A 25,098-nucleotide genomic window follows, 5' to 3' on the forward strand; every position below is an offset into this window, starting at 1 on the left:
GTGTGTAACCCCCAAGAACAACTCAAGGGAGGACAACCAGTGGCCAAACAAATTCGCATCGAAAACGTCTTCAAGGTCTTTGGCGATCAGCCAAAACAGGCCTTGGACCTGGTGCGCCAAGGGCTTTCCAAGCAACAAATCCTCGAACGTACCGGTCAATCGATCGGTGTGTTCGACGCCGACTTCACCATCGAAGCCGGGGAGATCTTCGTCGTCATGGGCCTGTCCGGCTCCGGCAAGTCGACACTGGTGCGCATGCTCAACCGTTTGATCGAGCCCACCAGTGGCCGCATCGTGGTGGACGGGCAGGACATCAATGGGCTGAACGACAAGGACCTGCGTGCGCTGCGCCGCAAGGACATCTCCATGGTGTTCCAGTCCTTCGCCCTGATGCCGCACATGAGCGTGCTGGACAACACGGCCTTCGGCCTGGAGATGGCCGGCGTCGACAAGGGCGCGCGCCAGAAGGCCGCCCAGGAAGCCCTGGAGCAGGTCGGCCTGGGCGCCTGGGGTGCCAGCTACCCGGACGAGCTGTCCGGCGGCATGCAGCAGCGCGTGGGCCTGGCCCGCGCCCTGGCCTCCGACCCCAGCATCCTGCTGATGGACGAGGCGTTCTCCGCCCTGGACCCCATCATCCGCACCGAGATGCAGTCCGAGCTGCTGCGCCTGCAGGAATCCAAGCGCCGCACCATCGTCTTCATCTCGCACGATCTGGACGAGGCCATGCGCATCGGTGATCGCATTGCCATCATGAAGGACGGCCAGGTCATCCAGGTCGGCACGCCCGACGAGATCCTGCGCAGCCCGGCCAACGACTACGTGCGCAGCTTCATCAAGGGCGTGGATGCCGCCGCCGTGTTCAAGGCGTCGGACATTGCGCGCCAGGCCCTGACCATCGTGTCCGAACACAACGATCGCGGATGCCGCGCGGCACTGCGCCTGATCGAAGACTCGGACCGCGACCACGCCTACGTGCTCAACGCCCGCCGGCGCCTGCTGGGGGTGGTCTCTGCCCAGTCGCTGCGCGACGCCCTGCATGGCCGCGACGGCATGCTGGGCCTGCAGCACGCCTTCATCGACAACGTGGTGCCGATCGATGCCGCGACGCCGGTGGCGGACCTGTTCGGCCCCATGACCACCGCCCCCTGCCCGCTGCCGGTGCTGGGCGAGGACCGCAAATTCCTGGGCGTCATCAGCCGCACCACCATGATGCGCTTCCTGGACCGCGACACCCCGCCGGTGCCACCGCCACAACCGGTGCAACCGCCCGTCACGCTCAACCCCTTGTTCCCCACGGGGGAGGCGGACACCCCCGCGATGCTGCACGAGCATTCGGACGCGCCCGCCACCGACAAGGAGAACAAGCATGAGTGAAGTGAACCAGAACGCCGCCACCCAGGATCCCTGGAGCACCAGCGCCGCGCCCGCCGCCGATCCCTGGTCGGCCGCCAGCACCCCGGCCACCGCCACCGATCCCTGGGGCGCCGCAGCCGCTGCGCCCGATGCCGCCGCTCCCGCCACCGACTGGCTGGCCAGCCCGGCCAGCGCCACACCCGACGCACCGCTGTCCCTGTGGGAGCAGCTGCAGACCGATGGACTGCCGATCGAGGCCTGGATCAACCAGGGCCTGGGCTGGGTGGTGGACAACTTCCGCCCCTTCTTCCAGGCCGTGCGCGCCCCGATCGATGCCACCCTGTCGGGGGTGGAGCAACTGATGCTGGCCCTGCCCTGGCCGCTGCTGACCCTGTTCGTGGCCCTGGTGGCCTGGCAGTTTGCCGGGCGCGGCCTGGCGATCGGCACCGCGCTGTCGCTGATCGCGATTGCGGCACTGGGCATCTGGCCCGAGGCCATGGTCACCCTGTCGCTGGTGCTGACCTCGCTGGCCTTCTGCATCGTGATTGGCCTGCCGCTGGGCGTGCTGATTGCCGCCAGCGACCGCGCCCAGCGCTGGACACGCCCGGTGCTGGACGCCATGCAGACCACGCCCGCCTTCGTCTACCTGGTGCCGGTGGTGATGCTGTTTGGCATCGGCAACGTGCCCGGGGTCATCGTGACCATCATCTTCGCGCTTCCGCCGCTGGTGCGCCTGACCAACCTGGGCATCCGCCAGGTTCGCCCCGACCTGATCGAAGCCAGCCGCGCCTACGGGGCCTCGCCCTGGCAGCTGCTGTGGAAGGTGCAACTGCCGCTGGCCATGCCCAACATCATGGCCGGCATCAACCAGGCGCTGATGCTGTCGCTGTCGATGGTGGTGATCGCTTCCATGATCGCCGTCGGCGGCCTGGGCCAGATGGTGCTGCGCGGCATCGGCCGCCTGGACATGGGCCTGGCCACCGTCGGCGGCCTGGGCATCGTGCTGCTGGCCATCGTGCTGGACCGCATCACCCAGGCCATGGGCGAACCCCAGCGTGGCGGCCTGCGCTGGTGGCACCGCGGCCCGCTGGGCTGGCTGCTCAAGCCCCGCAAAAATTCCTGAAACGATAGCTGCCTGCGCTTATTCCATGGGCGTAAGCAGCACTTTTGACCTATTTTTTCAACCAGGAGGACGAGACCATGACATCCATCACCCACGCCACGCGCACCCTGGCTGCTGTCGCTGCCAGCACCCTGGCCCTGAGCTGCCTGAGCGTCCAGGCCAATGAGCGGCCCGGCCAAGGCGTCAAGGTGCAGCCCCTGAAAAGCTCGATCGCCGAAGAAACCTTCCAGACCCTGCTGGTCGTGAAAGCCCTGGAACAGCTGGGCTACGACGTGCAACCGATCAAGGAAGTCGAGTACCCCACGGCCCACCTGGCCATCGGCAATGGCGACGCCACCTTCATCGCCTCGCACTGGAACCCCCTGCACGCGGATTACTACAAGAACGCCGGCGGAGATGCCAAGCTGTACCGCAAGGGCGTGTACTCCGACAATGCCGCCCAGGGCTACCTGATCGACAAGAAGACCGCCGACGCCTACAAGATCACCAACGTAGAACAGCTCAAGGATCCCAAGATCGCCAAGCTGTTCGATGCCGACGGTGACGGCAAGGCCGACCTGACCGGCTGCAACCCCGGCTGGGGCTGCGAGGCCATGATTGAGCACCACCTCGACGCCTACAAGCTGCGCGACACGGTCACGCACCAGCAGGGCACCTACTCGGCCCTGATCGCCAACACCATCACGCGCTACAAGGCCGGCCACCCCATCCTGTACTACGCCTGGACCCCGTACTGGGTCAGCAACGTGCTGCAGCCCGGCAAGGACGTGGTCTGGCTGGAGGTGCCCTTCTCCTCGGCCCCGGGCGCGCAAAAGGGCGTGGACACCAAGCTGCCCAACGGCAAGAACTACGGCTTCGTGGTGAACAAGCAGCACATCGTGGCCAACAAGGCCTGGGCCGAGCAGAACCCTGCCGCGGCCAAGCTGTTCGAGGTCATGCAAGTGCCCGTGGGCGACATCAATGCCCAGAACCACATGATGAACCAGGGCCAGAACAAGCCCGCGGACATCGAGCGCCATGTCAACGGCTGGATCAAGGCCCACCAGTCCACCTTCGACGGCTGGCTGCAACAGGCCCGTGCCGCGGCACGCTGATTTCAGGAGGCTTCGGCCTCCTTTTTTGATGCACCCCACCTGCGTCGTCCGCGGGTGTGGGCAGCAGGGAAGAATGCGCCCATAATCGGTCACCCTCTGTTACCCAGCCTCCCTTCACATCCCCATGAGCGACACCCCTTCCCTGGTGCAAGGCACTGACGAACTTCTGGTCAGCCTGTGCAACTCCGTCACACGCGTCCTGAACGTCGCCACCACCTGCCACATCCAGTATTCCGGCATGGTGCAACGCATCAAGAAAACCTACCTCAAGCCCGATATCGGCTGCTTCGTGCTGTTCGACGGGGGGTTCTCAGGCCTGGTGATCATCAACTTCTCGGCCGCGGCCGCCATGGAGCTGTACCGCAGCTACCTGCTGAACATGGGCATGTCGGAAAGCGATCTGGCCAGCTCCCACACCTCGGATGAAGTCAGCAATGTGATGGGCGAGCTGATGAACCAGGTGGTGGGCGACTTCACGGGCAAGGTGCGCCGCGAGCTGCAGACCCACATCACACAGAACCAGCCCAAGATGCTGGTGCTCAACAAACAGGTGCAGCTGAGCGTGGATGCCAATCTGGACAACCCGGAAGCCCGCCGCGTCACCTTCTACACCGCCAGCAACAACATCTTCTATCTGGAGCTGGCCGTGGACAATACCGAATTCATCAAGCTGCACGACTTTGACACCGCCGAGGTGGTCGATCCCGACGCCATCATTGCCCAGGCCTCGCAGCCCAGCCGCCCTGCCAGCAGCGCCGCAGCCGATAGCGCCGACGTGGAAACCGAGGCCTTGCTCAAATCCCTGGGCATGTAAGCTGCCATCTGGCCCCGTGCCCAGCCCCGCCATGCGGGGCTTTTTTGATGCATGGGCCGTGAACAACCACGCTGCAGGCCCCAGGTTTGCATTTGCGCAAACACCACACACGGCCAATTTGCAATAATTTGTGTCACTCCTTTTTCCATCTCCTCTCTGCGTCTGCCATGTCACTGACCTTGGATGCGGTCCAGCAAAGCTCCAGACTTGCGACCGCACATGCCGATCTCGAGCGCTTATTGCGCGAGCAGCAGACCTTGCTGGACAGCGCGGGTGTTGGCATTGCCTTCATCAAGCACCGCGTGGTAGCCCGTTGCAACCACCATTTCGCCAAAATTTTTGGCTTTGCGCACTCGCAGCAGGCGATCGGCATCAGCAGCACCACCCTGCATGCCTCACGGGAAGATTTCAAAGCCCTGGGGCGTGCCGCCGTAGACAGCCTCATCGATGGAAAAACCTTCAAGACCGAACGCCGGCTGCGACGCCGCAGCGGTCACCTGTTCTGGGCCAGCCTGACCGGCCACCTCATCAACCCGACGGCCCCGCAGGAAGGTTCCATCTGGATCATTGACGACATCGATGAAGAATGCCGTCGCAAGGCCCTGCTGACCGCCACCCTGCGCGAGAAGCAGTTGCTGTTCGAGACCGCGGCCGTCGGCATCGTGTACTGGCGTCGCGGCACCCCCAGCCGCTGTAACCCGCACCTGGCCAGCATGCTGGGCTACGAGGCCGAAGAGCTGATCCAGCTCGCGAATGTGCCGGCGACCCTGCGTCATGCCACCTCGCCACTGGAAGTCTTGAGCGAGGTGGCCGCCAGCAGCCACGGCAACTTCGAAGGTGAAATCACGCTGCGCCACAAGCAGGGGCAGCTCATCGAATGCGAGGCACGCAGCCGCTGGGTGGACCCGCTGGACCACAGCCAGGGCGAAGTCTGGATCCTGGTGGACATCACCGAACGCAAGCACATCCAGGCCATCCTCACACAGACGCAGGCCGAGCTGGAAAGCCTGGTCCACGAACGCACCAACGAGCTCAGCGTCACCATCCAGACCCTGCACCAGGAGGTGGAAGACCGTAAGCGGGTGCAGGAGCGCATCCACTGGATGGCGCACTATGACCCGCTGACTGGCCTGCCCAACCGGGCACTGCTGGCAGAGCGCAGCAAGGCCGCAATCGCCACGGCCCAGGCCAACAGCAGCCCACTGGCAGTGATCTTTCTGGACCTAGACCGCTTCAAGCACGTCAATGACTCGCTGGGCCACAAGGTGGGCGACGCCCTGCTCGAGCAGATCGCCAAGCGCCTGCGGGCCGTGGTGCGCGAAAAAGACACCGTGGCCCGCCTGGGCGGCGATGAGTTCGTGCTGCTGCTGCCCGGCGCCAACGCCCAGGGGGCAGCCCGCGTGGCCGGGAAGTTGCAGGAAGCCTCGCGCCAGCCCTACCAGATCGGCCACCACGAACTCAGCATGGCCCCCTCCATGGGCATCGCGCTGTTTCCGCAGGATGGGCAGGACATCGACAGCCTGACGCAATCTGCCGATGTCGCGATGTACCACGCAAAACTAGAGGGGCGCAACACCTACCGCTTCTTCACGCCGCAGATGCATGCCAAATCGGTGCGCGCCCTGCAACTGGAAAACGCCATGCGCCGGGCGCTGGAGCGCAATGAGTTCACCCTGCACTACCAGCCGCAAATCTGCCTGCACACCGGGGAGATACGCAGCGTCGAAGCCCTGCTGCGCTGGCAACAGGCCGAGCTGGGCGCCATTTCTCCGGCCGAATTCATTCCGGTGGCCGAAGACAGTGGCCAGATTCTGCAGATCGGGGAATGGGTCCTCAAGAATGCGATTGCGCAATTGCAAGCCTGGCACCAGGCAGGCTTCCCGCACCTGAAAGTGGCGGTCAACCTGTCGGCCATCCAGTTCCACCAGCCCCAGTTGCCAGAGCTGGTGGGGCGCATCCTGCAGGAGTCCGACATTCCCGCCACCGCCCTGGAGCTGGAACTAACCGAGGGCGTTGCCGTGCACGACCCCCAGGCTGCCACCCAGACCATGGACGCCCTGCGGGAGCGCGGCGTCTGGCTGTCGATGGACGACTTCGGTACCGGTTATTCATCACTGAGCCAGCTCAAACGCTTCCAGATCTACAAGCTCAAGATCGACCAGTCGTTCGTGCACGACCTGGACCATGACAGCAACGATCGCGCCATCGTGAGCGCCATCATCCGCATGGCACAGGCACTGGGCATGCAGACCACAGCGGAAGGCGTGGAAACCGCGGCCCAGCTGGAGTTCCTGCGCGAACAAGGCTGTGATGAGGCCCAGGGCTATCTGTTCAGCCGCCCCCTGCCAGCGTCGCAGATTCACGCGCTGCTGAGCTCCTACCAGCCCTGGATCACACCCCAAGCGTCGAACACACAGGCGCGTTGAACGCCGTTTGCCCCTAACAGCACAGGCACCCCATGCCCTTGCAGGCCGGACTGGCAGTCGACGGACAGAGCGGTCAGGGGCTGGCTTCCAGCGGCACCCATAGGCGCGGACCGCCGGCATCCAGGTGCGTCAGGTACACCCGCACCTCGAACTCCAGCTGGTGGTACTCAGGCTCCAGGTGGCAGCACAAGGCATAAAAATTCTTGTCGTGATCCGACTCACGCAAATGCGCCAACTCATGGGCCACGATCATTTTGAGGAACGGCTCGGGCATCTGCTTGAACAGCGATGCGATCCGGATCTCGTGCCGCGCATTCAAGCGCCCGCCCTGCACCACCGCCTTGCGGGTGTGCAGGCCCAAGGCATTGCGCATCACGTGCAGCTTGTTGTCATACGCCACGCTGTGCAGCACGCCCGCCTTGCGCAGGCGTGAGGTCTTCAGCGCATCCACATAGGCATACAGCGCCTTGTCCGAGCGCAATGCATGGGCCTGCGGATGGCGACGCAGCAACCACTGCTCAATGCCCTGCGGCACAGCCAGCAACTGGGCCACCTGCTGCTGCAGCCCCGCAGGGTAGGCCTGCAGATAGGGCAATAAAGATGCCACGAAAGTGCCTCAAGAAAAAACCCGGCACAGCCGGGTTGGGTTGATCAGGGAAAGGGTCAATGCAAGTGGCGTGGACGTCGACCACCACTGCCCCCGCCATTACGGGGACCGTTGCTCCCCCCCCGGGGAGGCAGCTTGCCGATTTCCAGCGAGCTGATCAGGCTGTCGAAACGCTGCATGAACAGCTTGTCGATTTCGGCCACAACACCCACCAGCTCGGAGGCATCGAAGTGGCGCTCCATGGTGTGAATCACGTCCTGCACCAGCATGTCACGCTGAACTTTCATGATGGCAGCAGGATTGGGCCCCACAAACAGCATCACGAAGTCATCGCGGGCCTCGTCGGAGCGGTCGCCATCCTCCTCGTCAAACTCAGCATCGTAGAAGGTCACTTCAATGGCTGCACCCGTTTCGGCCAACTCGTTTAGCCCCATGCACATGTCGTCCAGGGACTGTCGGAAGTCCTCGTCACCAGACACCGTCCAGCACATTTGCAAGAGCGCATCCTTGGTGTTGAACTGGATGCCCGGCTCTTCTTCATACGCACTGGCCGCGCCAGCCGCCAAAGAGCGTGCCCCGGCATACGACCACAGCGGCTTGAGCGCTTCCTGCAACTGATCAAACGTCACATCTGCACGCAGTTGCACCTGTCCATGCACATGGATTTCAAAGGGCGCGTTATAGCTTGGCATTGTTTTCTTCACACGAGCGTGCGCCTGCAAGACGCAGACACACAAAATAATCAGTTGAGGATTGTCGCACGCCTACCCACCCTCACCGAGCGATCTGCAGATTGCCCGCAATTTCCACCTGCAGACCAAGAGCCACCACATGGTCAAGATGCCGTGACACGCAAAACACCCCCATCTTGCATGGAAGCAGCAAGGCCCCATGACGATGCGGTCAGCGTGTCAACATCACTCGGTGAGCACCTCGATCTGGATGCGCCAGGTTCCAGCAGCCGTTTTTTTGAGGGTTGCCATAAATTGGGGGAACAAGTGGGGGAAATTGGGGGCACGCGCTGTACAAAACAGTGCAGCGGATGCACTGCAGCAAAAGAAAAGGCCCCGCAGGGCCTTGATTTATATGGGTTTGTGCAATTGCTGCACAGTCTTGCAGTGTTCGTGGTGCCCCGGGCCGGAATCGAACCGGCACGCCGTTTTAATAGGCGGCGGATTTTAAGTCCGATGTGTCTACCAATTTCACCACCGGGGCACTGTTGCAAACCCGCGAGCATAACCGATCTTCCCGCCATGCTTCAGACTGCACACACATGAAAAAAGGGAAGCTGCTGCTTCCCTTTTTGAATTGGAGCGGGAAATCGGGTTCGAACCGACGACCTATACCTTGGCAAGGTATCGCTCTACCAACTGAGCTATTCCCGCATTTTGGAGGCGCGATCCGGAGTCGAACCGGACTAGACGGATTTGCAATCCGTTGCATAACCGCTTTGCTATCGCGCCTAACCTGGAAGCTTGTGACGGCCACCTGAACTGGAGCGGGAAATCGGGTTCGAACCGACGACCTATACCTTGGCAAGGTATCGCTCTACCAACTGAGCTATTCCCGCGAATCTTTCAATTACTTGAAAGAGCCAAAAAACCTGGAGCGGGAAATCGGGTTCGAACCGACGACCTATACCTTGGCAAGGTATCGCTCTACCAACTGAGCTATTCCCGCGAATCTTTCAATTGCTTGAAAGAGCCAAAAAACCTGGAGCGGGAAATCGGGTTCGAACCGACGACCTATACCTTGGCAAGGTATCGCTCTACCAACTGAGCTATTCCCGCGAATCTTTCAATTGCTTGAAAGAGCCAAAAAACCTGGAGCGGGAAATCGGGTTCGAACCGACGACCTATACCTTGGCAAGGTATCGCTCTACCAACTGAGCTATTCCCGCTTATCAACGAAGCCCTAAATTCTACAACAGAATCTAAAGCACCGATGCGATGGCATGAATTGTAGCGCAATTTTTTGACACTCCAGAAAACAGCGCTACAAAATTTCATCAATGCTTCACTGCCCGCGTCTTCTTGGCTGCAGGCTTGCGCACCACGGACTTGGTGGCCACCACGGCTGCCGGCGGGACAGCTGCGACTTCTTCATCCAATGCGACGGGCATGCGCTCCAGGGCAACCCTGAGCACCTCATCGATCCAGCGCACAGGAACGATTTCCAGCTCGGCCTTGACGTTCGCCGGTATCTCTTGCAGGTCCTTCACGTTCTCCTGGGGGATGAGGACCGTTTTGATGCCACCGCGCAATGCGGCCAGCAGCTTTTCCTTCAAGCCGCCAATCGCGGTCACTTCCCCTCGCAAAGTGATTTCACCAGTCATTGCGGCATCGGCGCGCACCGGAATGCCAGTCAATGCCGACACGAAGGCCGTCGTCATGGCAGCACCTGCGCTGGGACCATCCTTGGGGGTTGCGCCATCGGGCACATGCACGTGGATGTCGCGCTTTTCGAAAGCGGCATCTTCAATCCCGAGCATGCGCGCACGGCTACGAACCACGGTCCGCGCAGCCTCGACAGACTCTTTCATGACATCGCCCAGCGAGCCCGTACGCAGGATATTGCCTTTCCCGGGCATGGTCGCTGCCTCTATGGTCAGCAAATCGCCCCCCACCTCGGTCCAGGCCAGCCCCACCACCTGCCCCACTTGATTGAGCTGCTCGGCACGTCCGTAGGTAAATTTGTGGACACCCAGATAGTCATCAAGATTTGCCGCCTTGACAATCACCTTGGGCTTGAGCTGCTTCAGCTGCAAGCCCTTGACGACCTTACGGCAGATTTTCGACAGCTCACGCTCCAAAGAGCGTACCCCCGCTTCACGCGTGTAGTAGCGAACGATGTCACGGATGGCATCGTCCTTGACCTCGAGCTCACCTTCTTTCAGGCCATTGTTGGAGATCTGCTTGGGCAGCAGGTACCGCTTGGCAATATTGAGCTTTTCGTCTTCCGTGTAGCCAGACAGACGAATCACTTCCATGCGATCCAGCAGCGCTGGAGGAATATTCATGGAATTGGACGTTGCCACGAACATCACGTCGCTCAGGTCGAAGTTCACCTCCACGTAGTGATCGCCAAAGGCATTGTTCTGCTCCGGATCCAGCACTTCCAGCAAAGCGCTGGAGGGATCCCCGCGAAAGTCCATGCCCAGCTTGTCGATCTCGTCGAGCAGGAACAGCGGATTGCGCGTTCCGACCTTCTCCAAGCTTTGCAAGACCTTGCCGGGCATCGCACCGATGTAGGTCCGGCGGTGCCCACGAATTTCCGCCTCGTCGCGCATGCCGCCCAGGGCCATACGGACATACTTGCGCCCCGTCGCCTTGGCGATCGACTGCCCCAGCGAGGTCTTGCCCACCCCGGGTGGCCCGACCAGGCACAAAATGGGCGCTTTGACCTTGTCCACACGCTGCTGCACGGCAAGATATTCCAGAATGCGATCCTTGACCTTTTCCAGGCCAAAGTGGTCAGCGTTCAGCACCTCTTCAGCATTCGCCAGATCATGCTTGATCTTGGTCTTTTTCGACCAGGGCAAGCCTGTCAACACATCGATGTAGTTGCGCACCACCGTGGCTTCGGCGGACATGGGCGACATCAGCTTGAGCTTCTTGAACTCCGCTTCGGCTTTCTTGCGCGCCTCTGCAGGCATCCTAGCGGCCTTGATCTTCTTCTCGATCTCCTCGAGATCGGCGCCATCCTCGCCCTCGCCCAACTCCTTCTGAATCGCTTTGACCTGCTCGTTCAAATAAAAATCGCGCTGGTTCTTCTCCATCTGGCGCTTGACGCGACCACGGATTTTCTTGTCGACATTCAGGATATCGACTTCGCGCTCCAGTTGCTCGAAAAGATTCTCCAGCCGCTCTTTCACGTTTGCCAGATTCAGAACCAACTGCTTGTGGTCCAGTTTCAAAGGCAAATGCGCCGCAATCGTGTCGGCCAAACGACCCGCATCATCAATCCCGGCAATCGACGTCAGGATTTCAGAGGGAATCTTCTTGTTCAGCTTGACGTACTGATCGAACTGCTGCGAGACAGCGCGGCGCAACGCCTCCACTTCACTCGCATCCGCCACAGGCTCGCCAGCATCCATGGGCACACAAGCAGCCACGAAATGCGTCTCCTGATCCTGCACATCCAACAACTTGGCGCGCTGCTGCCCTTCCACCAACACCTTGACCGTGCCGTCGGGCAGCTTGAGCATTTGCAAAATGGTTGAAATGCTTCCGACCTCGAACAGATCGGAGACTGCGGGCTCATCCTTGGACGCTGTTTTCTGCGCCACCAGCATGATGCGACGATCCGCCTCCATGGCCAGTTCCAGAGCTTTGATGCTCTTGGCACGGCCCACAAACAGCGGAATCACCATATGCGGGAACACCACCACATCGCGCAAAGGCAACAGTGGCAGTTGCGCACGCTCGTTGACTGACAACTCCGTTGATCCAGACATGGAACTCCTTACTCGCCAGCGCCGCATTGCGGACGCTGACTAATCAATTGCACTGCTGCAGGCAGCTTGCACCTGCCAGCTTGAGCCACGGCACGAACACCCGTACGCACCAGTAGCTCGATCCGATTTCACTCAAGCTTTCTTTGCGGCTTCTCGGTACACCAGCAAAGGAGTCTTGCCTTCAGCGATGGTGGACTCCTCCACCACCACCTTCTCTACATTTTCAAGATTCGGCAACTCGAACATGGTGCTCAGCAAGGACTGCTCCAGAATGGAGCGCAATCCACGTGCGCCGGTCTTGCGGGCGATCGCCTTGCGGGCAATCGCCCCCAGCGCGGCAGGACGCACTTCCAGCTCCACACCCTCCATGGCCAGCAGCTTACTGAATTGCTTCACCAGCGCATTCTTGGGCTCGGTCAAGATGCGCACCAAAGCTTCTTCGTTCAATTCGGTCAGCGCCGTCACAACCGGCATACGCCCCACGAGCTCGGGGATGATGCCGAACTTGATCAGGTCTTCCGGCTCAATCTCGCGGAACAGCTCGGTCAACGAACGATTGGCCTTGCTGCGCACGGCGGCCCCGAAACCGATCCCCGATGCCTCCGTCCGGTTTTCAATCACTTTTTCCAGGCCTTGGAACGCACCGCCGCAAATGAACAGGATGTTGGTGGTATCAACCTGCAGAAAATCTTGGTTGGGGTGCTTGCGCCCGCCTTGCGGGGGCACACTGGCCATGGTGCCCTCGATCAGCTTCAGCAATGCTTGCTGTACGCCTTCACCGGACACATCCCGGGTGATGCTGGGGTTGTCGGACTTGCGCGAGATCTTGTCGATTTCATCGATGTAGACGATGCCACGCTGGGCGCGCTCAATGTTGTAGTCGCAGCTTTGCAGCAGCTTCTGAACGATGTTTTCAACGTCCTCACCCACATAGCCCGCCTCGGTCAAGGTCGTTGCATCGGCCATGACGAAAGGCACATCGAGCTGCCGCGCCAAGGTTTGCGCCAGCAAGGTCTTGCCCGAACCCGTGGGACCGATCAGCAAAATATTGCTTTTCGACAGCTCCACATCGTCCTTACCTGCTTTGTCCTTGTGGTTCAGACGCTTGTAGTGGTTATAGACCGCCACCGCCAACGTGCGCTTGGCCTGCTCCTGGTCGATCACATAGTTGTCGAGATTGGCCTTGATTTCTGCAGGCGTAGGCAGATCTCCACGCGCTTCGCGTGGGCTATTGCCCGGCACTTCATCACGGATGATTTCATTGCACAAGTCAATGCATTCATCGCAGATGAAGACGGACGGACCAGCAATCAGCTTTTTGACCTCGTGCTGGCTCTTGCCGCAGAAGGTGCAATAGAGGTTCTTTTCGCTGGATGTGCCTTTTTTCTCGGCCATGGGGGCTACGCCTTGTTTACGTCAATAGAGAGAGGATGATAGCAATGAAAAAACGGCGCTATCCGAAGGGGAAAGCGCCGCCTGCTGCCTAGCAGCGCCGTGTGTTACACGCGCTTTTCGATCACGCTGTCGACCAAGCCATAGTCTTTGGCTTCGTGCGCCGACAGGAAGTAGTCACGCTCGGTGTCGTGCTGGATTTTTTCCAGCGGCTGGCCCGTCTGCTCGGCCAAGAGTTTGTTCAGACGCTCGCGTGTCTTCAGAATTTCGCGGGCATGGATCTCGATTTCCGTTGCCTGACCCTGGGCGCCACCCAATGGCTGGTGGATCATGACCTGCGAGTTGGGCAAGGCAAATCGCTTGCCCTTGGCGCCTGCAGACAGCAGGAAAGCCCCCATGCTGGCAGCCATACCGCAGCACAGCGTGGACACATCGGGCTTGATGAAGTTCATGGTATCAAAAATCGCCATGCCTGCACTTACCGAACCACCGGGGCTGTTGATGTAGAAGGAAATGTCCTTGTCAGGATTCTCGCTCTCCAGGAACAGCAACTGCGCCACCACCAGATTGGCCGTCTGGTCATTCACCGGACCCACCAAAAAAATCACGCGCTCTTTGAGCAAGCGGGAATAGATGTCATAGGACCGCTCACCACGGCCTGACTGCTCAATCACCATGGGCACCATACCCAAACCTTGCATATCCAATGCGCTCATGTTTTCTCCATACGATGGAACAGAACAAATACTGTAACCAAGAAATGAAATGGGGCCTGCACTCGAAAGCACAAGCCCCGGAATCAGAACTTTTTAGGCCAAACCCACCTTCTCAAGGCAGATGTGGCAGCAAGCCAGCTTGATTACGCTTGACCCATCAGTTCTTCAAACGACACTGCCTTGTCGCTGACCTTGGCCTTGCCCAGCACAAATTCGGTCACGTTGTTTTCAATCACAACAGCTTCCACTTCCGCCAGACGTTGGCGATCACCGAAGTACCAACGCACCACCTCTTCAGGCTTCTCATAGGAAGCAGCCAGCTCGTCCACGTGGGCCTTCAGTTGCTCAGGAGTGGCTTCCAGCTTGTTGGTCTTGACCAGTTCAGCCACCACCAAGCCCAGGCGCACACGGCGCTCAGCTTGGGGCAGGAAGATGTCTTCAGGAATTTCAGCCTTGTCCGCATCCTTGATGCCGCGTTGCTTCAGGTCAGCGCGCGCGCCTTCCATCAGACGGGCCACTTCAGCTTGCACAGACGCCTTGGGCAGATCCAGCTCGGCAACCGACACCAGGGCATCCATCACAGCTTGCTTGTTGCGGGCCTGCAGGCGGAACTTCACTTCACGCTCCAGGTTCTTCTTGATGTCTGCGCGCAGAGCTTCCACGCTGCCATCAGCAATGCCCAGCGACTTCACCAGCGCCTCGTTGACTTCGGGCAGGTGTGCAGCTTCCAGCTTGTTGACAGTCACCAAGAAGTCGGCCGTCTTGCCAGCCACATCCTTGCCATGGTAGTCCTCAGGGAAGGCCAAAGGGAAAGTCTTGGACTCGCCCGCCTTCATGCCACGCACAGCGTCTTCGAACTCCTTGAGCATCTGGCCTTCACCCACCAGGAACTGGAAGCCTTCAGCCTTGCCGCCGGCAAATGCTTCGCCGTCGATCTTGCCTTCAAAGTCCACGGTCACGCGGTCGCCATCCACAGCGGCTTCATCGGCTGCACGCTGGGCGAAAGTGCGGCGCTGCTTGCGCAGGATGTCCAGGGTCTTCTCGATGGCGGCGTCATCCACCTCGGCGGTCAGCTTTTCCACTGCCGCACCGGCCAGATCACCGATCTTCACTTCAGGAAACACTTCGAACACGGCTTCGAAATCGGCATGACCTTCGGCAGCGCCTTCCTTTTCGGAAATACGAGGCTGACCTGCCACGCGCAGACCGGTCTCGGCCACAGCCTGTGCAAAAGCCTCGCCCACCTTGTCGTTCAGCACTTCATACTGGACTGAGTAGCCATAACGCTGCGCCACCACATTCATGGGCACCTTGCCAGGACGGAAACCGTCCATCTTCACAGTGCGTGCAACCTTCTTCAGACGCGCTTCAACTTCGGTCTGGATCGCAGCGAGGGGCAGGCTCAGCGTGATTTTGCGCTCAAGCTTCTCGAGAGTTTCAACTGTAACGGCCATGGTGATTCCTAATTCGGGGAAAGTAGTGGACCGAGCCGGCTGCAGTTCACAGCCTGCACCGTATTCCGCATAGTCTCACTGGAATGTGGTGCGCGGGGGGGGACTCGAACCCCCACACCATTGCTGGCGTCAGGACCTAAATCTTGTAAGTCATTGATTTTAAACGACTTTTTCAAAACAAAGCATCCCCAACCCCACGCTTCGAGGTTAAATTAGCCTTCTATTCTAACCATGAAAGCCAATCAAATTGGCGTTTCCCAAAGATTTCACGTTAGAGCACGCATCAGGATGAAATTAAGAGACATTTATGGCTCTGAGCAGCCTGCTAGCACACTTCAACAGCCAAATCCCTGTTGTTGATAGCTCCCAAAAACTCACAGCAAGTTTTAAGGCTGGCAAATTCATCAGCCAATGCTGCCATTCTCGCCACATCCGTATACGGCTATTTCAAACACCAAAACCGCAGTCTGCAAAAGACTGAACCTCAGGAGCGCATCCTGATGCGTGTATCAACTTTTCCCTCGGCTGTTCAGCACGCTATCGATCTTTCTTGGCCGTCCAATCTTCTTCTTTGCTTGAGCTTCCTGCACTTCGCCTGTGCTTGCAGCCCCATCCTCAATCGGAGCAACAACATCACCCACATCAGGCTGTGCTCCTGATGCGTCCAAATACCTAGCAAGTTCCATCACCGTCACACGAATACGTGAGCCGGGTAGTTTTGCAAAAGGAAGGGCATTCCTCGAACTCTGCACATAGATCCACTGCTTGCTACACCCCAGCACCTTCGCAACCTCATCAATGTCCAGCACAAATTTTTCAGGAAACATCTCCCTGAGCAGTTCCAAGTGGCTTGTAGCAGTCATAAGCTGAAACAGTATACATAAAAATCCCAAAATGGGATATCCCAAAATGGGATATCCCAGAACGGGTTTCATGCTAACTGGATGACGCGCCCGCCCAATCACCCAAAACTTTTAGCACTGAGAAATCTCCTAGCCCAAATTCGCAAGGAGAAATCAATACTTCAAAAAGATCTTGCAACAGCCCTAGGCCGCCCACAATCTTATGTTTCAAAATATGAAAATGGCGAAAGAAGCATTGACATAGTTGAATTCATAGAAATTTGCAATGCAATGAACTACGAGCCTGAGGAAATTTTTAAAAAATATTTACAAACAGCATATCGGAATGAGTAAATATTCATAACCCAATCATATGAAAAATATTTATCATTATCCTTAGCTTAAAGAAAGCCAATTCATTGCAGTTCTTTTTACACCTTCATACCAAACTTTCTCATTACCTGCCTCATCTGCAATTGAAGCAAAATTCTTAAATAATTTATGAACATTATCAGATTTTGGTATATACGATGCTTTAAAAGTATCCTCAATCATCTTCCTAAAAACACTTAACTCCAAAGGAATAATTAGGCTTTTCCCACCATAATATTCAATATCCACTTTATGAGACATAAAGAAGTGTGCTACTGAGGATGGATTAATTTTAGGAGCAATGAATAAACAATATACTGGTTTTTCAGAACTTTTCTTTAGTTTACCTAAGTGCCGCGAGACTGGCTCACCTTCCATTTCATATTGCTTTTGCCCGCTTGCCATTGTGACTTCTACAGACAACTGGAAGTCATCATATTCACACACTATATCTGGCATATTTCCAATAGCCGTAGACATTGGACTTCCAAAATCATCAAATTTCAAATTTGCTTTGATTTCACCACCATCCAGCATAGTCATTGCACGCCATGTATTCCATTCAAGCATCAATGGAGCATCAGATAGTGTTCTATCATTTTCTATCTTCTCAAAAACCTCTTGAATGTCTTCGTATAACTTAAAGTTTTTAATATCAGATATTTGACTTTTTAATATATTCTCTTTTCTACTTAGAATTTCATTCTCTAACTCCTCTTTCAACTCAGGAAGTGTCAAGGCATTAACTTTATTAGTCTTCTTAAAATCAAATCGAAGTTTCTTTTTAATCCTATCTACGTCATCAACAAAAAGTTTGGGGTAATTAGGATTACCAAGATAACTCACATATGATGCTTCATCATTTATAAAGCAAGGTTCTCTCTCAGTATTCTTTAAAAAGAAATCAACTTCTTCTTTTTTCTCTTGAACAATTGAGAGAGATTTCCCTTGATAAGAAACATTAACCATCCCTGTCGCACGCAAATATCTAACGCATGCATCAGCATAGTCCCTCATATTGTTACCTTTTTTGGTAATTAACGTTTTAGCCGAAGCCTCTGTTAAACCAAACAACTCATCTTTATATATTTTCCCAAGCTCTTCCTCAAACCGCTCTTTTTTATAAGTTTTATACCTACCTTTATTTTCAATCTTACCCACTCTAAAATCTTCAATTTTATCAACAATTTGATTAAAAATTCTAAAATCTATAATTTGCAAACCAAAAATCATTAACTCATCAAAGGTCAAAGAACCAAAATGACGAACCAATCTAAATATTTCAAGATAAGGTTTTACATAAAAAAGTGCTGCCTTATCTGATAACTTATGGTATGGAGATGGCAGCTGAAATTTAAGCATTTGCCTCAAAAATATATCATCTTTTCTTTTTGCTTTAATTAACTCAACACCAGCATCAGTTAAAGATAATTTAGGTGTCAAAATGACAAAACCTAGTGATTTTGGCGCTCTATTTATTCTATCTCTAGCACTAAATGCAGGATCATTCTTACCTTCACCATCAAAGAAACTTTCTTCTTTAAGAATTTTCATGAATGCAGTTTGGGTATCTTTATTCCAAACATCCCCATTAAAATTCTTATCTAAAAGCTCTATCTCAGGAACCATCTTTTCAGGCGTTCGTGGTGACGTAGTAATAAATAGAACTTTACTATCAATAGGCTTTGCCATAACACTCCCTAAATTTAATTATTATGAAATTCAATAATTTGCAACAACTATATGCTTTGCAACAGACTTAAATCTATTCCTTATATTCACAGAATAACTTTTATCGTATTCATCAATAATCATTTTCTTATACAACCCATCAGTCAATTCAGTCTTACCGATAACCATCATGGCTTTGCATTTCAATTTCTTAAAGTCCTCACTCAATTTCACATGAGCATCTACATTGAAACCATCTTTATATTCCTCATTACCATAATCACTAAATACGCAATCATAGGGAGGGTCTAGAAATATAAAATCATCTTTTCTCGCCATCTTGAAGATCTCGCTGTAATCTTCATTAAATATCTGAGCACCCTGCATTAACAAGTGATGTTCATTAGCCACAAGTTTTGTATTGAGATTTTTATATCTACCAAACGGAACATTAAACTCACCTTTTGAGTTATATCTAATCATTCCAGAGTACGCAGTCTTATTTATATAAAAATACAGTGTTGATGAAAGATATCTATCCGAAAAATCTTTATTGAATTCATTCCTCATGAAGTAATAGAAATCTTCATTTCCATCATCTACACGTTCAGTAGGATTTAATTTCTTTCTAGTTTCGTATTCAACTCTATTCTTTTCATAAATACATTCTATCTCATCAAGCTCATGACGCAATTGAACAAAGTTATCTTTAACATCTCGATAAAAATCTATAAGTTTTTTATTAATGTCATTGATAATAGATTTTTCTGGCTCTATATAAAAAAATAAAGCCCCCCCACCAAAAAAAGGCTCTATGTAGCGCCCTTTAAATTCAGGGATATGTTTAATTAGATATGGAATTTCCTTAGACTTTCCACCTCTATATTTAACTAATGGCTTCATAGTTTTACTCAATTTCTCATCTGATGCTTATCTAATAATATATATTTTCACATGTATTCTATACACACATACAGAAAAAAGATAATTTCACTCAAATACATCAAAGTGTGAAATTTGTCAATGCTTTTTTCCCAAGCAATGAGATCCAAAAGCATTGCTACTTTGGCGCTGCCGTGCTTGGTTCTGGATGTGTGCAAACCCAAAGTTTGGCTACCACCTCCAATTTCTTCCCAAAATTTTCCCAAACTCCCTCTGGAAATAGCCGGAAAAAGCAGGAAAAACGGGGTCAAAAGCGGAAACTTGACAAAAAGAAAAGGGCTTACAGATCACTCCGTAAGCCCTTGAATTTACTAACAATTTTATGGTGCGCGAGGCCGGACTCGAACCGGCACGGTGCATTACCGCCAAGACCTAAACCTGGTGCGTCTACCAATTTCGCCACCCGCGCGGTCTGGATAACAGCGGACCGGCGTACACCGACCCGCGTCATAGGTCAATCGGCGATTTTAACCGCGAAAACTTCGCAGCAGAACGACAGCGCCCATCATTTTTCAGGGAAAAAGTGGACATCCGGGCGTTTGACGCGGAACCACGCCGCATACATTGCCGGCAAGGCGAACAGCGTCAAGACCGTCGCCACGATCAAACCGCCCATGATGGCCACCGCCATTGGCCCCCAGAACACACTGCGTGACAGCGGGATCATGGCCAGGACCGCAGCGGCGGCCGTCAGCACGATGGGGCGCAAGCGCCGCACCGCTGCTTCCACGATGGCATCCCAGGCCGGCACACCCCGCTCGCGGTCCGATTCAATCTGATCGATCAGGATGACCGAATTGCGCTGAATCATCCCCATCAGGGCGATCACCCCCAGCAGGGCCACGAAGCCAAACGGTCGGTTGAGCAGCAGCAAGGCGGCCGCCACGCCCGCAATCCCCAGCGGGCCGGTCATGAACACCAGCAAGGCACGGCTGAAGCTGTGCAATTGCAGCATCAGCAAGGTGAACACCAGGAACAGCATGACAGGAATGCCGGCTGCGATCGAGGAGGCCCCCTTGGCACTTTCCTCCACCGCACCGGCCACGACGATGCGGTAGCCCCCCCAGCCTTCTGCGGTCCACTGCACCTGCAAACGGTCCAGCTGCGGCTTCAGCGCCTGTGTCAGCGTCGCGCCCTGCAGCCCCTCGCGGACATCGCCCTGCACCGTGATGGCATAGCTGCGCGCATCACGCCACAGCACCCCCGGCTCCCAGGCAAACACCGGCTGGGCAATCTGCAGCAGAGGAATCGACTTGCCCGATGACGTGGGCACATAGGCCGCCGCCAGGTCCGACAACGCGTCGCGCTCTTCGACAGGCTGGCGCAAGACGATGTTGATGAGCTTGTCGCCCTCGCGATACTGGCCGATCGTGGTGCCCGAGAACATCGTCTGCATGGCCTGGGCGATCGATTGGCTGCTGACACCCAGGGCACGCGCCTTGTCCTGGTCGATCTCGAGGCGCATGGCCTTGACCGACTCGTTCCAGTTGTCGTTGACCCCACGCAGATCGGGGTGCTGCTGCATCACGGCCTTCACCCGGTCCGCCAGCACACGCAGCTGCTGCGCATCTGGCCCCACCACCCGGAACTGCACGGGATAGGGCACGGGCGGCCCACTGGGGAGCAGCTTGGCGCGCGACCGCACCTCGGGAAACGCCTGCGCCAGCTCTGCCGGCAAAGCCTGCATCAAATGGTTGCGCGCCGCCAGGTCATCCATCATCACGATGAATTGCGACACATTGGTTTGCGGGAACACCTGGTCCAGCGGCAGATAGAAACGCGGCACGCCCGAGCCCACCCATACCGTCACGCTCTGCACCCCGGTCTGTGCCCGCAGGAAGGTCTCCATGCGCTGGGCCACCTGCTCGTTGCCGGCAAACGAAGTCCCCTCGGGGAACCAGGCGTCCACCAGAATCTCCGGCCGGTTGGAATCCGGAAAGAACTGTTGCTGTACCCGCGTCATGCCAAACAGCCCCAGGCCAAACACCGCCGCCGTGACCGCGATCGTCAGCCAGCGGTGCGCGACACACCATGTCACCGCCGCACGAAACCATTCATAGAAGGCACTGTCGAACACCTCGTGCGGATCCTGGGCAAATCCGGCCGGCACCGTCCGCTGCGGCTCCTTGAGGAACAGGCTCCCCAGGTAGGGCACGAAATACACCGAAGCCACCCAGCTGATCACCAGTGCAATCACGGTGACCGCAAAGATGGCAAAGGTGTACTCCCCGGTCATGGACTGGGCCATGCCGATCGGCAGAAAGCCGGCCGCCGTGATCAGGGTCCCGGTCAGCATCGGCTTGGCGGTGATGTCATACGCGAAAGTGGCCGAGCGCAGCTTGTCGTAGCCCTCTTCCAGCTTGCGCACCATCATCTCGACCGCAATGATGGCGTCGTCCACCAGCAAGCCCAGGGCGATGATCAGCGAGCCCAGGGACACCTTGTGCAAGCCGATCCTCCAGTACCACATGGCCAGGAAGGTCGCTGCCAGCACCAGGGGAATGGTCACTGCCACCACCAGCCCCGGCCGTGGATCGATGTACCAGCGGCGCCACCACACGGTGGCCTCCGCACGTTGGTGCAGCCCCAGGCTGACAAAGCTCACCGCCAGCACCACCACCACCGCCTCGACCAGCACCTTGATGAATTCGTTGACCGATTCGGTCACCGCCCTCGGCTGGTCCTGGATGTTGACCAGCTCCACCCCGACCGGCAGCTTGGGGCCGATCTGCGCCACCGCCTGACGCAGGGCGTGGCCCAGGCCAACAATGTCTCCGCCCTTGGTCATCGAAATGCCCAGGGCGATCACTTCGCGCCCTTCGTGACGCACCTTGACACTGGGTGGGTCCTCGTAGCCGCGCGTCACACTGGCAATGTCGCCCAGCTTCAGCAGCACCCCGGACGGCGCACGCACCGGCATGGACCGCACCTGCTCCAGCGCATCAAACTGACCGGCCACGCGGATCTGCACCTGCTCCTGCGGCAGCTGCAGCACGCCGGACCCCTCGATGGCGTTTTGCTGGTTCAACTGCCCCACCACCTGATTGACGTCCAGCCCCATGGGCGCCAGGCGCTTCTGGGACAGCTCAACGAAGATGCGTTCGTTCTGCACGCCGAACAGCTCGACCTTGGCCACATCCTTGACCCGCAGCAGTTGCTGGCGCACGTCGTCGGCAAAGGTCTTCAGCTCGGCGTAGCTGTAGCCTTCGCCCGACAGGCCATAGATCACCCCGTAGACATCCCCGAACTCGTCGTTGAAGAACGGCCCCTGCACCCCCTGCGGCAGGGTGTAGCGCATGTCACCGATCTTCTTGCGCACCGTGTACCAGAGGTTGGCCACATCCTGGGGGCGCGAATTGTCCCGCAACTGGAAGATGACCTGGGACTCCCCGGGTTTGGAGTAGCTGCTGATCTTGTCGGCGTAGGGCACCTCCTGCAGGGTGCGCTCGATCTTGTCGGTCACCTGCTCCGCCACCTGCTGGGCCGATGCCCCCGGCCAGTAGGTGCGCACCACCATCGCACGGAAGGTGAACGGCGGGTCCTCATCCTGCCCCAGCTGGAAATAGGCGGCCCCACCCAACAGCAGGATCACCACCATCAGGTAGCGCGTCAACGGGATGTGCTGCAGCGCCCAGCGCGACAGATTGAAGCCCTGCTTGTCCGGCGCCGGTTGCGGCGCTTGGTCTTGGTCACTCATGCTTGGCTCCAGGCTCAGTGCGCAGCTTCAGGGTGGCGTGGCTGATAGACGCTGACCTTCTGGCCCTGCGTCAACACGTGGGTGCCCGTCACCACCACCTGCATGCCCGGCTCCAGACCCGAGGCAATCACCACCTCGCTGCCCTCGACGCTGCCCACCTCCACACGCTGCGCTTGCACGGTGGCACTGGCAGGATCGAAGCGCCAGACCATGGACGCACCCTGCTGCTGCCACAACGCCGTGGTCGGCAGCTTCAAGGCGGCCTGGGCTGCCGCTGCCCCGGAATCCATGGACACATAGGCCGTCGCGCCCAGATCCGGCTGGGGCTGGCCTTGCAGACCCACCTTCACGCTGTAGGTGCGCGTGACCGGGTCGGCACTGGCAGCTATCTCACGCACCGTGGCCGACAGCCTCTCGGCCGTGGACCAGATGCGCACCTGCACCGCCTGTCCCACGGCGACCTGACCGCGCGCCCCTTCGGGCACGGCGATCACCGCATCGCGCGGCCCATCGTGGGCCAGTTGCAGCACTGCGGTGCCCGCGGACACCACCTGACCCGGCTCGGCACTCACCGCCGTGATCACCCCGGCGGCCGGCGCCAGCAACCGGGCATAGCTGCTCTGGTTGCTCTGGGCCGCAGCCTGAGCCTGGGCCTGTTCCAGCTGCGCCTGGGCCGATTGCAGGCTGGCGCGGCGGCGGTCCAGCTCCACCCCACTGATGAAGCCCTTCTCCTTCAGGGCCGAGAAACGCTGCCAGTCCGCCTGCGCCAGATCCCGCTGCGTCCGTGCGGCGGCCACCTGGGCCTGCGCGGCCTGGGCGGCCAGCGCATAGTCCTGGCCGTCGATTTCGGCCAGCACCTGCCCCTGGCGCACCACATCGCCCACATTCACGGCACGCTGCACCAGCTTGCCGGCCACCTGAAAGCCCAGTCGCGATTCGGTCTGTGCCCGCACATCCCCGGCATATTCCACCCGGGTCTGCAGTGGACTGGCCCCCACCTCCAGCAACTTCACCGCACGCACCGGCTCGGGCGCCGGCGCCTGGCGCGAACAGGCCGACAAGGTCAACGCCACCAGCGCGACAACGCAAAGGCCCAGGCTGGGCCGCAACCGAAGAGTAGAAACCATGGAGGGGGGGAAAGATAAGTTACTGACTGATTGGTTAGCAATCTAGGAGAGCCCCCGCAACCTGTCAAGCGACAATCACGGCGTGAACACGCCCGCCCCCTCCTCCAGCCCGCAAGCCGCCCCGGTCACGCACTACGAGAACTTCCCCGTCGCGTCCTGGCTGTGCCCGGCCCCGCTGCGCCAGCCGATTGCCGCGATCTATGCGTTTGCGCGTGCAGCCGACGATCTGGCCGACGAAGGCACGGCCACACCCGCCCAGCGTTTGCAGCAGCTGCAGGCCTACCGCAGCGAACTGCACGCCACGGCCGGCGGCCAGCCACCGGCGCCGCACTGGGCTCACATTTTTGCGCCGCTGCAACACCAGCTGCAGCTGTGGCAGTTGCCGGTCGGGCTGCTGGACGACCTGCTCAGCGCCTTCATCCAGGACATCGAGAAGACGCGCGATGGCACCACCTATGCCGACCGGGAGGCACTGCTGGACTATTGCCGCCGCTCGGCCAATCCCGTGGGCCGATTGCTGCTGCACCTGTATGGCGTGCACGATGCGCAGGCCCTGGCGTACAGCGACGCCATCTGCACGGCGCTGCAGCTGATCAACTTCTGGCAGGACCTGAGCGAAGACATTCCGCGCCAGCGGCACTACCTGACCGATGCTGACTGCCAACGCTGGGCCGTCACCCGGCAGGACCTGGCACGGCAACAGGTCACCCCAGCCATACAGAAACTCATAGCTGACAACGCAGCATGGGCCAGGGCCAGCATGCAAAAAGGCTTGCCACTTGTGCACCGCCTGCCCAGGCGCATCGGCTGGGAGCTGCGCCTGGTGGTGCAAGGCGGTTTGCGCGTGCTGGACCGGGTGGAGGCACAACAAGGCGCCAGCCTGCACACGCGCCGCACCCTGGGCAAGGCCGACCTGCCGCGCATGCTCTGGCGTGCGCTGTGGATGTGATCGCACGCCCCATGCAAAAGACCGGTGCATGCACCGGCCTGGAACTGCAGAGGGACCGCGGTT

19 protein-coding genes and 8 tRNA genes are annotated in these 25,098 nt (G+C 57.6%); 7 read left to right on the forward strand and 20 right to left on the reverse strand.

Translation table 11 applies throughout. The features are described from left to right. Window positions 1-39 precede the first annotated feature (39 nt). The 5 genes from proV (at window position 40) to KAQ61_RS09910 (ending at window position 6,810) form a co-directional block, all read left to right on the forward strand. Entirely contained in the window at window positions 40-1,374 is a 1,335-nt protein-coding gene (gene proV, locus KAQ61_RS09890) for a glycine betaine/L-proline ABC transporter ATP-binding protein ProV (protein ID WP_210929062.1), read from the forward strand. Beyond that, window positions 1,367-2,476: a glycine betaine/L-proline ABC transporter permease ProW gene (gene proW, locus KAQ61_RS09895; protein ID WP_210929063.1), complete on the forward strand. Its 1,110-nt coding sequence runs from the start codon at window positions 1,367-1,369 to the stop codon at window positions 2,474-2,476. Before proV ends, proW begins: the two co-directional genes overlap by 8 nt. 77 nt (window positions 2,477-2,553) lie before the next feature. After that, entirely contained in the window at window positions 2,554-3,570 is a 1,017-nt protein-coding gene (gene proX, locus KAQ61_RS09900; protein ID WP_210929064.1) for a glycine betaine/L-proline ABC transporter substrate-binding protein ProX, read from the forward strand. Window positions 3,571-3,694: 124 nt separating this feature from the next. Next, window positions 3,695-4,384, forward strand: coding sequence for a DUF3334 family protein (locus KAQ61_RS09905; RefSeq protein WP_210929065.1), 690 nt, complete (start codon window positions 3,695-3,697; stop codon window positions 4,382-4,384). Window positions 4,385-4,551: 167 nt separating this feature from the next. Beyond that, complete coding sequence (locus KAQ61_RS09910) at window positions 4,552-6,810, forward strand: sensor domain-containing protein (RefSeq protein WP_042412985.1); 2,259 nt, start codon at window positions 4,552-4,554, stop codon at window positions 6,808-6,810. Between the two features lie 73 nt (window positions 6,811-6,883). Here KAQ61_RS09910 and KAQ61_RS09915 read toward each other — a convergent pair whose 3' ends face one another. The 14 genes from KAQ61_RS09915 to KAQ61_RS09980 form a co-directional block, all read right to left on the reverse strand. Next, window positions 6,884-7,417: a YgjP-like metallopeptidase domain-containing protein gene (locus tag KAQ61_RS09915; protein WP_210929066.1), complete on the reverse strand. Its 534-nt coding sequence runs from the start codon at window positions 7,415-7,417 to the stop codon at window positions 6,884-6,886. A gap of 56 nt (window positions 7,418-7,473) precedes the next feature. Further along, window positions 7,474-8,109, reverse strand: coding sequence for a DUF6806 family protein (locus KAQ61_RS09920; RefSeq protein ID WP_210931840.1), 636 nt, complete (start codon window positions 8,107-8,109; stop codon window positions 7,474-7,476). Between the two features lie 433 nt (window positions 8,110-8,542). After that, window positions 8,543-8,632 (reverse strand) — tRNA-Leu (locus KAQ61_RS09925). Window positions 8,633-8,726: 94 nt separating this feature from the next. Then, window positions 8,727-8,802 (reverse strand) — tRNA-Gly (locus KAQ61_RS09930). A 4-nt stretch (window positions 8,803-8,806) separates the two neighbouring features. Further along, window positions 8,807-8,880, reverse strand: a tRNA-Cys gene (locus KAQ61_RS09935). Window positions 8,881-8,911: 31 nt separating this feature from the next. Beyond that, a tRNA-Gly gene (locus KAQ61_RS09940) sits at window positions 8,912-8,987 on the reverse strand. Window positions 8,988-9,021: 34 nt separating this feature from the next. After that, a tRNA-Gly gene (locus tag KAQ61_RS09945) sits at window positions 9,022-9,097 on the reverse strand. Window positions 9,098-9,131: 34 nt separating this feature from the next. Then, window positions 9,132-9,207: transfer RNA gene (locus KAQ61_RS09950), tRNA-Gly, on the reverse strand. A 34-nt stretch (window positions 9,208-9,241) separates the two neighbouring features. After that, window positions 9,242-9,317, reverse strand: a tRNA-Gly gene (locus KAQ61_RS09955). A 108-nt stretch (window positions 9,318-9,425) separates the two neighbouring features. Next, window positions 9,426-11,873, reverse strand: a complete 2,448-nt coding sequence (gene lon, locus KAQ61_RS09960; protein WP_210929067.1) for an endopeptidase La — start codon at window positions 11,871-11,873, stop codon at window positions 9,426-9,428. Between the two features lie 132 nt (window positions 11,874-12,005). Then, window positions 12,006-13,268: an ATP-dependent Clp protease ATP-binding subunit ClpX gene (gene clpX, locus KAQ61_RS09965; RefSeq protein ID WP_043384832.1), complete on the reverse strand. Its 1,263-nt coding sequence runs from the start codon at window positions 13,266-13,268 to the stop codon at window positions 12,006-12,008. A gap of 104 nt (window positions 13,269-13,372) precedes the next feature. Then, entirely contained in the window at window positions 13,373-13,981 is a 609-nt protein-coding gene (clpP, locus tag KAQ61_RS09970) for an ATP-dependent Clp endopeptidase proteolytic subunit ClpP (RefSeq protein WP_042420295.1), read from the reverse strand. Between the two features lie 143 nt (window positions 13,982-14,124). Beyond that, window positions 14,125-15,435: a trigger factor gene (tig, locus tag KAQ61_RS09975; RefSeq protein ID WP_043384835.1), complete on the reverse strand. Its 1,311-nt coding sequence runs from the start codon at window positions 15,433-15,435 to the stop codon at window positions 14,125-14,127. Between the two features lie 509 nt (window positions 15,436-15,944). Next, on the reverse strand, window positions 15,945-16,370 hold the full coding sequence (locus KAQ61_RS09980) for a helix-turn-helix domain-containing protein (protein WP_210929068.1): 426 nt from the start codon (window positions 16,368-16,370) through the stop codon (window positions 15,945-15,947). Window positions 16,371-16,379: 9 nt separating this feature from the next. On the opposite strand from KAQ61_RS09980, the gene KAQ61_RS09985 reads away from it, so the two are divergent. Further along, on the forward strand, window positions 16,380-16,631 hold the full coding sequence (locus tag KAQ61_RS09985; protein WP_210929069.1) for a helix-turn-helix transcriptional regulator: 252 nt from the start codon (window positions 16,380-16,382) through the stop codon (window positions 16,629-16,631). 42 nt (window positions 16,632-16,673) lie between these two features. Here the strand turns inward: KAQ61_RS09985 and KAQ61_RS09990 are convergent, their stop codons facing one another. The 6 genes from KAQ61_RS09990 to KAQ61_RS10015 form a co-directional block, all read right to left on the reverse strand. Then, complete coding sequence (locus tag KAQ61_RS09990; protein ID WP_210929070.1) at window positions 16,674-18,341, reverse strand: AlwI family type II restriction endonuclease; 1,668 nt, start codon at window positions 18,339-18,341, stop codon at window positions 16,674-16,676. 30 nt (window positions 18,342-18,371) lie between these two features. After that, the gene (locus KAQ61_RS09995; protein WP_210929071.1) at window positions 18,372-19,223 is read right to left on the reverse strand and encodes a DNA adenine methylase; all 852 of its coding nucleotides are present in this window, start codon (window positions 19,221-19,223) and stop codon (window positions 18,372-18,374) included. Between the two features lie 47 nt (window positions 19,224-19,270). Continuing rightward, a complete protein-coding gene (locus KAQ61_RS10000; RefSeq protein WP_210929072.1) occupies window positions 19,271-19,513 on the reverse strand; it encodes a hypothetical protein in 243 nt (80 codons plus the stop codon). A gap of 72 nt (window positions 19,514-19,585) precedes the next feature. Further along, a tRNA-Leu gene (locus KAQ61_RS10005) sits at window positions 19,586-19,671 on the reverse strand. Window positions 19,672-19,767: 96 nt separating this feature from the next. Continuing rightward, window positions 19,768-22,959: an efflux RND transporter permease subunit gene (locus KAQ61_RS10010; RefSeq protein WP_210929073.1), complete on the reverse strand. Its 3,192-nt coding sequence runs from the start codon at window positions 22,957-22,959 to the stop codon at window positions 19,768-19,770. 14 nt (window positions 22,960-22,973) lie between these two features. Further along, complete coding sequence (locus tag KAQ61_RS10015; protein ID WP_210929074.1) at window positions 22,974-24,086, reverse strand: efflux RND transporter periplasmic adaptor subunit; 1,113 nt, start codon at window positions 24,084-24,086, stop codon at window positions 22,974-22,976. An 82-nt stretch (window positions 24,087-24,168) separates the two neighbouring features. On the opposite strand from KAQ61_RS10015, the gene hpnC reads away from it, so the two are divergent. Next, complete coding sequence (gene hpnC / locus KAQ61_RS10020) at window positions 24,169-25,035, forward strand: squalene synthase HpnC (protein ID WP_210929075.1); 867 nt, start codon at window positions 24,169-24,171, stop codon at window positions 25,033-25,035. Window positions 25,036-25,098 lie beyond the last annotated feature (63 nt).

Origin of the sequence: Comamonas aquatica (genome assembly GCF_018064205.1) — a bacterium.
Lineage (GTDB): Bacteria > Pseudomonadota > Gammaproteobacteria > Burkholderiales > Burkholderiaceae_C > Comamonas > Comamonas aquatica.